Source organism: Desemzia sp. FAM 23989 (genome assembly GCF_045528345.1).
Taxonomy (GTDB): domain Bacteria; phylum Bacillota; class Bacilli; order Lactobacillales; family Carnobacteriaceae; genus Desemzia.
In genome coordinates this window covers 272323-287406 of sequence record NZ_JBGQQT010000001.1, presented here as the reverse complement: position 1 = coordinate 287406, position 15084 = coordinate 272323, and the positions used below count along the sequence as shown (strand labels likewise).

General features: G+C 38.4%; 12 protein-coding genes, 1 pseudogene and 1 riboswitch. Of the genes and pseudogenes, 1 reads left to right on the top strand and 12 read right to left on the bottom strand.

Annotated features, from left to right (window positions below; genetic code table 11):
• Positions 1–96: 96 nt before the first annotated feature.
• The 7 genes from ACEN36_RS01300 to ACEN36_RS01270 all read right to left on the bottom strand — a co-directional run bounded on the left by ACEN36_RS01300 (position 97) and on the right by ACEN36_RS01270 (position 7267).
• On the bottom strand, positions 97–1266 hold the full coding sequence (locus ACEN36_RS01300; protein WP_407101703.1) for a hypothetical protein: 1170 nt from the start codon (positions 1264–1266) through the stop codon (positions 97–99).
• 167 nt (positions 1267–1433) lie between these two features.
• A complete protein-coding gene (gene thiT, locus ACEN36_RS01295; protein ID WP_407101701.1) occupies positions 1434–2000 on the bottom strand; it encodes an energy-coupled thiamine transporter ThiT in 567 nt (188 codons plus the stop codon).
• A 76-nt stretch (positions 2001–2076) separates the two neighbouring features.
• Positions 2077–2179, bottom strand: a riboswitch (TPP riboswitch).
• An 81-nt stretch (positions 2180–2260) separates the two neighbouring features.
• Positions 2261–2734: a GNAT family N-acetyltransferase gene (locus ACEN36_RS01290; RefSeq protein ID WP_407095410.1), complete on the bottom strand. Its 474-nt coding sequence runs from the start codon at positions 2732–2734 to the stop codon at positions 2261–2263.
• Positions 2735–2844: 110 nt separating this feature from the next.
• Complete coding sequence (locus ACEN36_RS01285; protein WP_407095411.1) at positions 2845–3510, bottom strand: HD domain-containing protein; 666 nt, start codon at positions 3508–3510, stop codon at positions 2845–2847.
• Between the two features lie 83 nt (positions 3511–3593).
• Entirely contained in the window at positions 3594–5273 is a 1680-nt protein-coding gene (locus ACEN36_RS01280) for a ribonuclease J (RefSeq protein ID WP_407095413.1), read from the bottom strand.
• Positions 5274–5316: 43 nt separating this feature from the next.
• Complete coding sequence (gene dapA, locus ACEN36_RS01275) at positions 5317–6189, bottom strand: 4-hydroxy-tetrahydrodipicolinate synthase (protein WP_407095415.1); 873 nt, start codon at positions 6187–6189, stop codon at positions 5317–5319.
• Between the two features lie 28 nt (positions 6190–6217).
• Positions 6218–7267, bottom strand: a complete 1050-nt coding sequence (locus ACEN36_RS01270; protein WP_407095418.1) for an aspartate-semialdehyde dehydrogenase — start codon at positions 7265–7267, stop codon at positions 6218–6220.
• Between the two features lie 230 nt (positions 7268–7497).
• On the opposite strand from ACEN36_RS01270, the pseudogene ACEN36_RS01265 reads away from it, so the two are divergent.
• Positions 7498–8267: pseudogene (locus ACEN36_RS01265) on the top strand (DUF3891 family protein).
• A 50-nt stretch (positions 8268–8317) separates the two neighbouring features.
• Here ACEN36_RS01265 and pnp read toward each other — a convergent pair.
• From pnp to holA, 5 genes are all read right to left on the bottom strand, one after another.
• A complete protein-coding gene (gene pnp, locus ACEN36_RS01260) occupies positions 8318–10444 on the bottom strand; it encodes a polyribonucleotide nucleotidyltransferase (protein WP_407101699.1) in 2127 nt (708 codons plus the stop codon).
• A 360-nt stretch (positions 10445–10804) separates the two neighbouring features.
• Positions 10805–11074, bottom strand: coding sequence for a 30S ribosomal protein S15 (gene rpsO / locus ACEN36_RS01255; protein ID WP_407095422.1), 270 nt, complete (start codon positions 11072–11074; stop codon positions 10805–10807).
• 172 nt (positions 11075–11246) lie between these two features.
• Complete coding sequence (uvrB, locus tag ACEN36_RS01250) at positions 11247–13232, bottom strand: excinuclease ABC subunit UvrB (RefSeq protein ID WP_407095424.1); 1986 nt, start codon at positions 13230–13232, stop codon at positions 11247–11249.
• Between the two features lie 363 nt (positions 13233–13595).
• The gene (gene rpsT, locus ACEN36_RS01245; protein ID WP_407095426.1) at positions 13596–13850 is read right to left on the bottom strand and encodes a 30S ribosomal protein S20; all 255 of its coding nucleotides are present in this window, start codon (positions 13848–13850) and stop codon (positions 13596–13598) included.
• 144 nt (positions 13851–13994) lie between these two features.
• A complete protein-coding gene (gene holA / locus ACEN36_RS01240) occupies positions 13995–15050 on the bottom strand; it encodes a DNA polymerase III subunit delta (protein ID WP_407095428.1) in 1056 nt (351 codons plus the stop codon).
• Between the last annotated feature and the right edge of the window lie 34 nt (positions 15051–15084).

Here is a 15084-nt window from a genome sequence, read left to right as displayed (position 1 = left end):
AAAGCTCACATCTCTTTCCAACATTCTTATTCTTCAAATAAAAACACTACTCATTGAACACATAGATATCGACTTGTCGTGTCATCACCTTAGCTATCATACTCTTTTTTTCTCATCAGCCATAGTAAGAAAGGACATTTTTTCTTTTATCCACTCTCCCAGCATCCGTTCCATAGCTGATTCGCCTTTTACAGGGTACATAGTTGCGGTTTTCTGCAATTCATTATAATATTCTATAGCTTTAGAGTAATTTCGTTGATGGAAAGCTTCATAAGCCATCATTAACCGTTTCTTATTCGGCAAATAAGTCGTCATTTTAATGTATTTCTGTAATTCATTGGTATAAAATTTCTTCACTATGAACGGGTCAGCATCTTGAATCAACTCTAAAAACAAGCGTTCACAAGTTAATTCATTCTTATATAACACTGACATTTCTTCTATATACGGATCAAAAGCTGTTAAGCATAGTCTCGCTTCTTCAAATTTCAACTGATCTATATACCAGTTATATTCCAATAAATACATGGCGACTTTTAAAGGATTGGAATAGTCTTTTTCTCCTTCTAATTGAAGAGTTGTTAGCGGAATATCTTTCACTCGTTTTCCTTGTGTCATCAAAGCATTTATTTTGAGTTGGGTGTAAAAAGCGTATTTATTTTTCTGATTTTTTAACAACAAATACAAATTGTAGCCATCATTTGGTATGCCTCCCATTTTCATCGGAATTCCATTGGTTGCTGCTGTAAACAAACCTGCCAATGCAAAAGCACTCCAAATTATCGTCAAGACAGGTGAAAAAAATACACCGTTAAAGATTAGCCCAAATAGTGCGATAGAAAGCACTGCATTCACTAAAACTCCGCCTAAATTATATAACACAAATGGAAAATCACCCTCGTTATATGCAGGAGGGGACATCAAACATTGCCCTCCTGTACCAGGTAAGTTCATTCGTTTTTGTTGGATACTTCCTTCTTCTTTGACAAATGTCAAGGAACCTATTCGGAAAGAAACATAAGCATAGCCGGTCATCAACCCAAATACCAAATGACCCATTTCATGAAGTAAAATATGTATCAAATAACTGATAAAAAAAGCTATGAACCCAATAAACAACAGACTTAAATTTAATTCAATTGCATCAGTTTCCAAAAATACTCCTGCAACAAAGCCAATTGTTAAACCGACAATTGCTGAACCTCCCATTACAAGAATCACGGTACTCCACTGGGATTTCTTTCTTTCACTTTTATTTTTTGTCATATGTGCTTCACTTCCTTATGGGTTGGTTGATGCAGTCTCCTAAAAAGGATAACATTACTTATTTAGTATGTACTAGTCGAAAAAAAAGTCAATCATAATTTTGACCGACAACCCTTTTTAGCTTCAAAAAAAGACGAGATAGTAATATCCCGTCCTTTGATCTTGTATTAAAGTGTTGCGGATGAAAATAATTGTGGGGCTGTTTTTTTGATCGCTATCAGTAAGATGCTGACTACGACCGCTGTGATTACTCCACTCAAAATCTGTGTCACGAAAGAATACAATAAAGCACTCATCCCTTCTGGTGCGTAGCTGCCCCAGAAATAATAACCTGCTACAAAATGCCAGAAGAACCGTGCCATCGTACCGGAAAATGTTCCCAGAACAATATACAGATTCAATTTAACCGTCTGATCGGTTTGACTGAGCGAATGGATTTTAGCAGCAAATAATCCTCCGAAACCTGCAAAGGCAAAGGCAATAAAATATTCAATAAATCCTTGTAAAGGACTTAGAATATAGGCATTACCAATTACAAAATGCAAGATCCCCCATAAAAAACCAGCATAAACTGCTGGAACAAAACCTCTCCTAAACGCATAAAGCGTGAGAGGCACCATCCCTAATGAAACTGTAAAAGACGGACCGATATTTGTTGGGATAAGCGATAATACAATGGCTAAAGCAGCTATAATCGTCCCTTCTATCCACACACCAAACTTTTTGTTGCGCATAAAAAAACCTCCTTTATAATTTGAACAATGCCAAACAACAAAGGAGGAGATCACTTGAGTAATTAGACTACATACTTTTGTGCTCTGTCACAATTCCTACGCTCGTGCTAACGAACAGGTTCGAAGGGTCAGAATCATCGATTCAATCTCAGCTTAAAAAAGCACCCCTTTGTGATGGACGTTCATTCAGTTTTTACCTATTCACTATACCGAATATTTCAACCCTTGTCAATACTGCTCTCCGGGTTGAAACGATTTGATTAGTCTAACTTTTTAGCTAATACAAATTCTATACTGTCCCCTATGTTGATCCGTTGTTGAGTATTTGAAAAACCTGATTGAATATACAGCATTTGACTGCTGATATTGTCTATAGAGACAGACAACACAATTTCGTTGATCATGGGATAATGATAGCGCACATAGTCGGGCAGCAGTTCTAAAGACTTTTTAGCATATCCTTCTCCTTGATAATTCAAATCAATCGAATGTGCTCTAAATAGAATTGCTTTTGGATTGTCTGTAAAAGTGGACACCCCTACTCCAAGTTGAAGGATAAAAAAACCAATCAATTCCTGCCCCTTTAAAATCAAAATCGGGTGTTTTTCAGTTTCATGCATACTCTCGGTTAAAGCATCCATTGGCTTAACAATATAAGAATTTGAATCAATGGCATAATTTTCTAATTTTGGAGCATCTTCTATAACCGCTTCTCTTAGAATTATCTTTTCCATAGCCCTTCACCTTGCCTTTTTCATTATTCTTTTTCAGTATAAGAATAACAGACAGGACTAATAAATGTCTCTTGAAACGTTCTTAATTTCTCTGATTTGCAATACTCTGATTACTTCAACCCATCCCACTCCAAATAAAATTCTTGCAAAAACTGTTCCATAAACTGGTGTCTGTTTTCAGCAAAAGATCTTCCTGTTTGAGTATTCATCGTGTCTTTCAACTTTAATAATTTTTCATAAAAATGCATGATCGCTGTATCTTCTCCAGATCGATACTCTTCGTAAGATACCCCTTCTCTCGGCATTTTAGAAGGATCATGAATCAACCGACCACGGGAACCCGAATAAGCCATTGTTCTGGCAATACCGATTGCTCCAATGGCATCTAACCGATCTGCATCTTGCACGAGTTTTCCCTCTATAGAAGTCATCTCTATTTTATTGGTTCCACCTTTATAGGACAAGTTCAGCACAATAAATAAAAGAGACTCTTTTTCGGCGTGGGTTAAAGATAGCTGATTCAACCAATCGGTTAATTTTTTTTCTCCTGCTTCAGGTGTCTCATTTAATTTTTCATCTGGGACATCATGCAGCAATGCAGCCATCTCACAAATAAAAGCATCTACTTCCCCGGGTTCTTCAGCTGCCATTTGCAAGGCTAGATTACGTACACGATGAATATGCCACCAATCATGTCCGGAAGCGTCTTTCTTCAATAACTGAAAGACAAACTGTTCTGTCTGCTTTAAAATCTCTTTTTGAAGGTCTGTTTTCATATTTTGTCCTCTCTAAACTTTTTGAACGACCCATTAAGGGTTTTAAATAAGGCTAGGACAAATGTCCTAGCCTATGCCTTAATTTATCTTCTGCGTTTTGAATTGCTGACTTCCATAATGATCGGTAAGATAACCGGTCTTCTGCGTGTCTTATCGAACAAGAATTTGCTTAATGAGTCTCTGATGTCTTGCTTCAAAGCTCCCCATTCAAATTCATTTTGCTGTAAGTTCTCTTCAACGACTTTTTGGACCATTTCGCTGCTTTGTTCAATCAATTGCGTATTTTCTTTGACGTATACAAAACCACGAGTCATGACTTGTGGACCAGACGTAATTTCTTTTGTTTTACGATTAATTGTCACCACAGCGATCAGAATCCCATCTTGAGACAATAGCTTACGGTCACGCAAGACAATATTTCCGATATCCCCGATTCCAATACCGTCTACCATAGTATTCCCAGATTCTACTTGGCCAGACATCGTCAAGCGGTTGTGAGAATATTCCATGATATCCCCTTTGCCAGGAATAATGATATTTTTATATGAGATCCCTACTTCATGAGCTAAGTCAGCATGAGCTGCCAACATACGGTACTCTCCAGTTACAGGAATGAAGTACTTCGGTTGGATCAAGTTGATCATCAACTTCAGATCGTTCGGTGTAGCATGTCCAGAAGCTTTCAGATTATCGGTGATTTGTTTTACTTCTCCACCAGCACGGTAAACCATATTTTCAGTAGTGGCTACTGTAACTTCCATTTCATTTGAAGGGCTAGTCACGATATAAACTAGATCGCCTTCTTTGATATTCACTTGCGGATGCTTGCCTTTTGCCATACGTTGTAAGGTTTGGATCGGTTCGCCGGTGCTTCCTGTTTCAAGTACAACGATTTCTTGGTCTTCGTATTTTTCAATCTCTTTTACAGAAACGATCAATTCATCGCTTGGCAATTGCAATTTGTCTAATTTTAATGCTTTGTCGACAATCTCTTCCAAATGTTTTCCGGTAATAAAGATTTTACGATTGGAACGATGTGCTGCGTCCAATACTTGTTGGATTCTTAGAATATTGCTGGCCACAGCGGCCACAATGATTCGTCCATTTGTATTTTGGAAAGTATCCAATACTTCTTCAGCAACTTTCAATTCACTCACATTTTCAACAGGACTTTCAGCTTCACTAGAATCACTTAACAGTGCCAATACATTGCTTCTGCCGATATCGCTGATGCGGTTTAAATCTGTTTTATACATCGGTTTAGCACTCTGATCAAACTTAAAGTTTCCTGTATAGACAATGCTGCCTTCATCCGTTTTAACAACGATTCCGACAGAATCAGGGATAGAGTGAGTGGTTCTAAAGAAACTCACTACTGCGTTGCCAAATTCAATTTCGGTATGCTCATCGACTACATGGTAATCATCAAAATGAGCCACTTGTCCTTTTTCTTCGACACTCATTTTAGCTAACGCCATTGTTAATTCAGTACCAAATACCGGCACATTGAATTTTTGCAGAAAATAAGGTAAAGCTCCTATAGAATCTTCATGTCCATGTGTTAAGAACACTGCAGTAACACGATCTTTATTTGCTTCTAAATAATCAAAATTTGGAATGACAACATCGATTCCAAATAATTCTGTTTCTGGATACATCAATCCGCAATCCAGAACAAAAATTTCTTCATCTACTTCCACAACGTACATATTTTTACCATTTTCACGCACGCCACCAAGTGGAATGATTTTAACTTTACTCATTACTTCACCTCTTTGGTTTTCTTTCATTACATTGTTGATACTTTTATGGATAACAAATTGCTAAGATACTTTCTTTTTCTTCAGGCGTACATTCTACTAAAGGCAATCTCAATCCTCCAACAGCTACCCCATTGTGATTCAACACACATTTAGTGGGTGCCGGAGAAGGAACAGAAAACAAACTGTCCATTTTTGGTAACAGCTCAGCAGATAGTTCAGCCGCTCGTTTCAATTGCCCGTCTTCTAAAGCGTCGTACATCTCGGACATTTCTTTACCAAATACTTGACTGGCTACCGAAACCACCCCATTGGCTCCAATGGCTTTAGCTGGAAGGGATAAATTATCTTCACCGGTGTAAACCAAAAAGTCTTCAGACGTATGTGAGATGATTTGGCTCATCGCATCCAACCCTGCACATTCTTTGATCCCTATCACATTATCAATGCCAGATAAACGAATAGTCGTTTCTGGATCTATCGACACACTGGTTCTGCCTGGAACATTGTAGATCATGATTGGTAATGCGGTACTTTTGGCTACAGCTTCAAAGTGAGCGAATAATCCAGCTTGATTCGGCTTGTTATAATATGGAGTAACAACCAATGCTGCATCGATACCGTTGATTTTTTCCACTTCTTGCGTAAAAGAAATCGTTTCAGCAGTATTGTTTGAACCAGTCCCTGCAATAATGGGAATACGTCCAGCAACATATTCAACCGTTTTTTGATACAAAGCCAATTTTTCGTCATGGGAAAGGGTTGGTGATTCGCCTGTTGTGCCACCGACCACGATTCCTTCAGTGCCTGTTGAAATTAAGTATTCGATAAATCTTTTTAATTGTTCATTGTCTACTTTATTTTCTTGATCAAAAGGAGTGACCATTGCTGTAATGATTCTTGCACGTTGAATATCCAAACTCTCACCTTCCTGTAATGCGATTTTTTTACGCTTTGACGCTTAATAAACCTAATTCATGCATTTTTTCGGCTATTTGTACCGAATTCCATGCCGCACCTTTTAATAAATTATCGGATACGATCCACATATGATACCCAGCTTCATCGTCTAAATCTTTTCGAATACGACCGACAAACACTTCTTTTTCGCCCTGTGTAGCTAATGCGGTGGGATAAAGCTGTTGAGTCGGGTCATCTTGAAGAATGATTCCGGGAGCTTCATTTAGCAACGATTGAATTTGTTCCACTGAAGCTGTTTCATCTTTCACTTCAATATAAACGGATTCTGAATGGCCAAATACCACTGGGATCCGCACACATGTAGCGGATACTTTGATTGCATCGTCTCCCATGATTTTTTTGGTTTCATTCGTCATTTTCCATTCTTCTTTTGTATACCCCTCTTCATCAAAGACATCGATTTGAGGCAACGCGTTGAATGCGATTGGAAAATGCTTCTTGTCTCCACCAGAAGGTAGGATATGAGCTTCGTACGGCTCATCGTTCAACATGTGCTGTGCTTGAGCATGCATTTCTTTTAGAGCAGCATTTCCAGCACCACTGACTGCTTGATAGGTAGAAACAATCACTCGCTTCAGCCCAAATTTATTTCGTATCGGATGTAAGGCTGCTACCATTTGAATGGTCGAGCAATTAGGGTTCGCAATGATTCCTTGGTGATGTTTTAAAGCTTCAGCATTCACCTCAGGTACAACCAAAGGAACTTTTGGATCCATACGGTATGCACTCGTATTATCGATTACGATTGCTCCGCGCTTCACGGCTTCAGGAGCAAATTGTTTTGATATGTCTCCTCCCGCACTAAATAATGCAATATCGATTCCATCAAATGATTCATTGGTTGTTTCTTGAATTTCAATTTCTTCGCCATTAAAAAGTAGTTTTTTCCCAGCTGAACGTTTAGAAGCCAATAAGGTTACCTCTTTGATTGGAAAAGCTGCGTTTTCCAACATTTTGATCATTTTGGTTCCCACTGCTCCAGTGGCTCCAACTACTGCAACTGAATACCCATTCATAACTTTCACTCCTGATCGATTACTATTTAACTTATATTGATGCTTTCGAATAATACCCTTACTCATTTTAGCATAATTACTGGCGAAATCATACCAAACAAAATCTTTAGGCAGCTGCTGACAGGATTTGAACTCTCTATTTTTTTATTTCTCTCTATTTTCTTTATAATGGCAGTGAAGTATTCTGATCACTCGTCTATAGAAACAAAAACAGAAAGGATGAAGTACAGATGATTTCAAAAGAACACAAAGAATCATTTACATTAACAGAACAACTCCACCATTCCATCGTTTCTGGTGAGATGTTAACTCATTGGAAGTACCAGAACATTAAAAACTCAGCCTTCTATCCTTCTGTGCATTATGCCATCTCGATGCATGATTATGGCTGGCAAAACTTTGATAAACAGCCTTTTTGGAACGATCGAACTCAGCAACCTTATTCTTTTATCGACTTTCCTATGATGGCAAAATTAGTCCTTTATCAACATGGGATAGATGTAATAGAAAAAGAAATCCCTATGCGGCTCTCTTGTGCAGCTGTCATTATCAAAACTTTTTTGCTGAAGAAAAAGCTGCTGCTGCTAAACAATTTGTGCAGCATGAGGAACAGCGTCAGTTCCAGATCAAAAAGACTTTGCCTCATTTCGATGAAGCACAATTTTTGTATCATTTTGGGTTGCTTAATCTCTTAGATGGGATCTCTCTTTTTACAGCGATCACTGAACCAGAAACTGATAAGGAAACTACTCACCCATTTTTCAAAGACGGGTTGGAGATTCCTGACGTTTTAGGCTTAACGAACGAACGGATAAAATTAAATTGGGTAGATGAAAAAACCATAGAGATCAATCCCTTTCCTTTTGAAGAATCTTTCAGTTGTACGTTTAAACAAAAAGAACTTGCTAAAGAAACTATTGCCCAAGACGGCTTTCTTAAAGCTTATGCAGAACAACCCTACAAATACGTCTCTATCCGCCTCACACCAACTGAAGAGTAAAAAAGAGAAGACCGCACTGAAAAACTCAGCACGGTCTTCTCTTTGGTTCATTAGTTTGATTCCGTTTTTTCTTGTTCGTCATCTGCCATCAATACTTTGTGTGAAAGATTGATGCGTCCTTGACGGTCAATTTCAATAACTTTAACTTCTATTTTATCTCCAATATTGACCACATCTTCTACTTTTGCTACGCGTTTAGTGTCTAATTGAGAAATATGCACTAAACCATCTTTACCTTTAGCAATTTCAACAAATGCACCGAATTTTTCAACACGTTTGACAGTACCGTTGTAGATTTGACCTACTTCGATATCTTTTGTCAATTCTTCAATGATTTCTTTGGCACGTTGAATCATTTCAGCGTCGTCAGAAGCAATGCTGACTTTTCCATCTTGATCGATATCGATTTTTACGCCAGTTTCTTCAATGATAGCATTGATTTGGTCTCCGCCGCGGCCAATAACTACTTTGATTTTTTCTGGTTTGATTTGCATCATTTCGATTTTTGGAGCGTATTTGCTCAATTCTTTGCGCGGTTCAGAAATAGTAGACACTAATTCATCTAAAATCTCCATACGAGCTTTTTTAGCTTGAGTCAATGCTTCAGTTAGGATTTCTTGAGTGATACCTTGGATTTTGATATCCATTTGCAATGCTGTGATTCCTTCAGCAGTTCCAGCAACTTTAAAGTCCATATCGCCTAAGTGGTCTTCCAACCCTTGGATATCGGTTAAAACAGTGTGGTTGTTTCCATCACTGACTAATCCCATTGCAATACCAGCAACTGGAGCTTTGATCGGTACACCGGCATCCATCAATGCTAAGATTCCTGCACAAATACTTGCTTGAGAAGAAGAACCATTTGATTCCAACACTTCTGAAACAACACGGATCATGTAAGGGAAATCTTTTTCATTAGGGATTACTTGAGCCATAGCTCGTTCGCCTAAAGCACCATGCCCAATTTCACGTCTACCTGGCGCACGGCCACGGCCAGTGCTACCAACTGAGAATTGAGGGAAATTGTAATGATGAATAAATCGTTTGCTTTCTTCAATGCCTAAGCCATCAATAATTTGATGTTCTCCTAGAGGCGCTAAAGTTGCAATAGACAACGCTTGAGTCTGTCCACGTGTGAATAAACCAGAACCATGAGCTCTTGGTAAAACACCTGTTTCAGAAGCTAATGGACGAATCTCATCGATTTTACGACCATCTGGGCGAATTTTATCTTCCGTAATCAAACGGCGTACTTCATCTTTTTCCAGATCTTCAACAATTTTCTTGACTTCTTTTTTGATACGAGCTGCTTCATCATGATCAGCGTATTTAGCTTCAAAAAAGGCAACCGCTTCTTTTTTAACGGCTTCTGTTTGTTCAGCACGTTCTTGTTTGTCAAAGATTTGGATCGCATTGACCATTTTTTCTTTGTAAGCTGCTTGTACTTCTTCTTGCACATCTGCATCTACTTCTAATAATAAAACTTCCATTTTTTCTTTTCCAACAGCTGATTGGATTTCTTCTTGGAAGGCTACTAATTTTTTGATTTCTTCATGACCGAACATCAGCGCTTCTAACATGCCTTCTTCAGACACTTCAGCAGCTCCACTTTCAACCATGTTGATAGCTGTTTTTGTCCCAGCTACTGTTAACTGGATATCAGACTCTTCATCTTGTTGAACAGATGGGTTAATGATCAATTCACCATTCACACGGCCAACATTTACTCCGGCAATAGGACCATTAAATGGAATATCAGAAACAACCAAAGCCAAAGATGATCCAAGCATTGCCGCCATTTCTGGAGAGCAGTCTTGTTCAACAGACATAACGGTATTCGTGATTTGGACTTCATTACGGAATCCTTCTGCAAACATTGGACGAATCGGGCGGTCAATTAAACGAGCTGTCAATGTAGCATTTTCGCTAGGGCGGCCTTCACGTTTGATGAATCCTCCTGGGATTTTCCCTACGGCATACATTTTTTCCTCATAGTTTACTGTTAGTGGAAAGAAATCCACATCCATTGCATCTTTGCTGGCAACAGCAGCTGTTAAAACAACCGTGTCTCCATAACGAACCAAAACGGCTCCATTTGCTTGCTTAGCTAACTGTCCTATTTCCACTGTTAAAGGACGGCCGCCAAGTTCGGTTGTAAAAACTTGTTTTTCTGTCATGTGTTGTTCTCCTTTTTTCCGAGAACTATTGGTATCCATGCAATCTACTAAACAAATGTCAGTATTTAATGTTTAAACGCTCACATTTGCATAGTAGGATAACGGATAGATCAACGTTCTCTTTGTATAAGTGATTTCTACTGCTTAACTAGCTGGTAAGCTAAACGCCTAGCTACACTCTCTCAAAAAACGAGTTGCGAAAAGCAGTCTATACGTCCTATAAACTAATACCAACTGTCAGGTAAATAGCACCTGTCTGTTGGTATTTTCTTATAGGCGAAAGGCTAAACGCTTTTCGTCACTCTCTCGAAAAAAAGCGAGATTCCTTAGAACCCCGCTTTTAATATAGACAAACGGATCTTAACGACGTAAGCCTAAGCTCTTGATTAATTCACGGTAACGTGCAACATCGTTGTTACGTAAGTAAGCTAACAAGTTACGACGGTGACCGATTTTTTTCATCAATCCACGGTAAGAATGGTGGTCTTTTTTATGAGTACGTGCGTGCTCATTTAAGTGGTTGATTTCGTCTGTCAATACAGCAATTTGTACTTCTGGAGAACCAGTATCTCCTTCGTGTCTTGCGTATTGTTTGATGATTTCGTTTTTGCGTTCTTTAGAAATAGCCATTTCTAAACACCTCTTTCTGATTTTTTCCTTTTACTGAGAAGTCGTTGGTGAATCGTACAACCAAGTAAAAGGTCTGTGCTTAGCGCACATCTAAATACTACAGAACTTTCTCTTAAAATGCAAGTATTAATCTGGTAATTCCCCTCATTTTACCGAGTTCTTTTTGACACCATTATATTTTGTATTCCGCTCTAATCTCAAGAATAGTATCTCGTAAGTTAGCCGCTTTTTCAAAATCTAATGCTTTAGCAGCAGCTCTCATTTCAAGCTCCATTGTTTCTACAAGCTGAACTCGCTCAGCTTTATTTAATTTCGAAATTTTCCTTACTGGAATATCTTTCGTTTCGTCCACTGCAGTAGTAATAGAAATCAAATCACGAACTTCTTTTTTGATCGTTTTCGGAACAATTCCATGATCGGTATTGTATTGCATTTGAATAGAACGGCGGCGATCTGTTTCATCTATAGCATACCGCATCGAATCAGTGATTCTGTCTGCGTATAGAATTACTTTACCATTCTCATTACGTGCTGCACGCCCGATAGTTTGGACCAGTGAACGTTCACTTCTTAAGAACCCTTCTTTATCCGCATCTAAAATAGCGACTAAAGACACTTCCGGCACATCGAGTCCCTCTCTCAATAAGTTGATTCCGATCAGAACGTCAAATACACCTAAACGTAAATTCCGGATGATTTCTGTTCGTTCTAGAGTCTTCACATCACTATGCAAGTATTCTACCTTTAAGCCGATCTCTTTTAAATAATCCGATAGGTCTTCGGACATTTTTTTAGTCAAGGTTGTAATAAATACCCGTTCATTTTTCTCGATCCGTTCATTAATTTCACCAATCAAATCATCGATTTGACCTTCAATCGGATGAATTTCGATAACAGGATCCAATAACCCGGTAGGACGAATAATCTGTTCTACCACACCATTGGTCCGTTCTAATTCATAAGGACCTGGAGTAGCTGAAATGTACATAATTTGATTGACATGCTCTTCAAATTCTTCTAATCGTAACGGACGATTATCTAAAGCGCTCGGCAGACGAAATCCATGTTCAATTAATTGTTGTTTTCTAGCTCTATCTCCGTTGTACATCCCTCTGATTTGAGACATCGTGATATGTGATTCATCCACTACAAATAATGAATCATCTGGAAAGAAGTCTAATAATGTATACGGAGATTCTCCTGGTTTCCGACCGTCCATATGGCGGGAATAATTCTCGATCCCTGGACAATACCCCATTTCCAAGAGCATTTCAATATCATAATTGGTTCGTTGTTCAAGACGTTGCGCTTCCAGCAGCTTATTTTCTGCGCGCAATTCTTTGAGTCTCGCATCTAATTCTGCTTGAATAGTTCCTACTGCGTGACGTGTTTGTTCATCATTGGCCACAAAGTGTGTAGCCGGAAAAACAGCTACGAATTCTACGTCTGCTTTGACTTCTCCGGTCAAAACATCCACTTCACGGATACGCTCGATCTCGTCTCCAAAAAATTCCACTCGCACGGCTTCACTATCTCTAGACGCTAAAAAGATCTCCACGACATCACCCCGAACCCGAAAACGTCCACGTTGAAAATCAATATCGTTTCGTTCAAATTGCATTTCGATCAATTTACGCAGCATGTCATCTCGACTGATCTCCATCCCAACTCGTAAAGACAAGACAAATTCTTTATAGTCCAATGGGTTTACCAATCCATAGATACAAGAAACTGAGGCTACAACAATCACATCTCGTCTATCGATCAATGAACTGGTAGCGGAATGACGTAATTTATCAATTTCATCATTGATACTGGCTTCTTTTTCAATGAATGTATCTGTTTGAGGAACATACGCTTCCGGTTGATAATAATCGTAGTAACTTACAAAATATTCTACCGCATTATTAGGGAAAAATTCTTTAAATTCACTATATAATTGTCCAGCTAATGTTTTATTGTGTGCAATGACCAATGTGGGTCTATTCACTTCTTGAATGACGTTGGAAACCGTAAATGTCTTCCCAGTTCCTGTTGCACCAAGTAATGTTTGCTCTTTAACTCCTGTTTGGAGCCCTTTAACCAACTGTTTGATAGCTTCAGGCTGGTCCCCACCAGGTTGATATTGAGAAACTAGTTCAAATCTTTTTTCTGACATATAATCTCCTCGCTTCTGCATGACTCACAACACAAATATCTCCTTTATATTCTAGCACTGAACGTATGTTCTTACAAGGTAAAGGGCCGTTATAACAAATGAGGTGTTACATAGTTTTGACAACAACCACTCGTTAGTTGGATAACCCCACTCTTCCCTAACCGAATAATTCTGGTCGGCAAAGCCTAAAACACAAAAACTCTGCTGGATAGGGTCAACCTATCCAACAGAGTTTTTGTGTTTTGTGAGTTGTTTGTAATGAACTTTTGGCGATCGTCAAAAGTTTTGAAATGAACTTGCAGCACTAGATCAAGCTACCACACAACAAAAAAGAGCCTGGAACACCAGACCCGATTCATTGGATTATTTAGCTAATTTAGCTGATAAACGAGATTTATCGCGAGCTGCTTTGTTTTTGTGGATTAATCCTTTAGATGCAGCCATATCAATTGATTTAACTGCACTGTTGAATAAAGCATTTGTGTTGCTGTCTCCAGCTTCAACTGCTTTTTCAAATTTTTTCACAGCTGTACGCATTGAGCTTTTTTTAGTGTTGTTTAAAACTGCTGCTTTTTCATTCGTACGAACACGTTTAATTGCTGATTCGATGTTTGGCATTTAGTACACCCCTCTTTCCTTATAGAACAACTAAAATAATTGTAAAATTATTTCAACATCGTTTATTATACCGGATGAATCTCTTGAATGCAATATTAAAGTGTAAAGTTTTTTTACTTGATAGGATAGAATAATGAATTTTTCTTATTTCTGTCTCCCTATTCCTTTTCCCTCAGCAAATTGCAAGATAAACAATTCAAATTGCATTTTACGATCTCCCTGACCCGTTTTCAATCGGTATTCCGTTTCGATCAATCCTTCAAACGCTTCAGTTAATGTACGCTCATCATGCTTTCTAATCTGCTGGCTAGCCAATTTCACTCGAAATGGATGAACTTTCAGAGTTGTCGCAATTTCGTTTTGCTGGAATCCCTGTTTCGTTAAAATAAATACTTGGATCAACAAACGAAATTGATTCGTCATGATCGCATTGATTTTAATAGGGTCTTCTTTTTGCAACAACAATTCTTGGTACAGATCCAGTGCTGATCCTGCTTGTTTTTTCAACACCATTTCATTTAAAGCGAAGATATTTTGTTCCAGTGATTTCGAAATCAATTCTTCAACAGCCGGCTTAAGTATTTTTTTAGACTCCATTGCATATAAAAACAACTTCGGCAATTCTCCAACTGCCGTACTTAAATTGGCATCTGTCAATTGAATCATCGTATCAAAAGCTTCAGGCGTAATTGTATAGCCTTCGTTTGCAATTGTATCTTGCAAAAATTTCCGAGTGTCTTTTTCTGACAACGCTGCTATATCAATCGTTGTTGCTGATTTTTTGAGCTGCTTGACGACTTTCTTTCGTTGATCTAGTTTTTCATATGGGGCAAAGAAAACCAATACAGTCGAAGGCGACGGATGTTGTAAATAATCCACTAATCCCTCGATATCATGCTCAATTTTTTGCTTGGCCTTTTCACCCGTTAAAAATACTGGGCGGTTGACGAAAATCAACCGGCGTTCCCCAAAAAACGGAATACTTTCCGCATCATTCAGCACTGTACTTAACGGTGTTTCTTCCATATCAAATGAACTGAAATTCAAATCCATTTCATCAGGAGAAATCACATGCTCAATGAAAGCTTTTTTTAACTTATCCGCTAAATAGTTCTCCGTTCCGAGCACCAAGTATACCGCAGATAATTCTTTTTTAGTTATCTTAGCCAGTTCAGTTGTATAATTCAACTTCTTCCCCACTTTCTATATCTCTTTAATCGTACAAATTGCATCG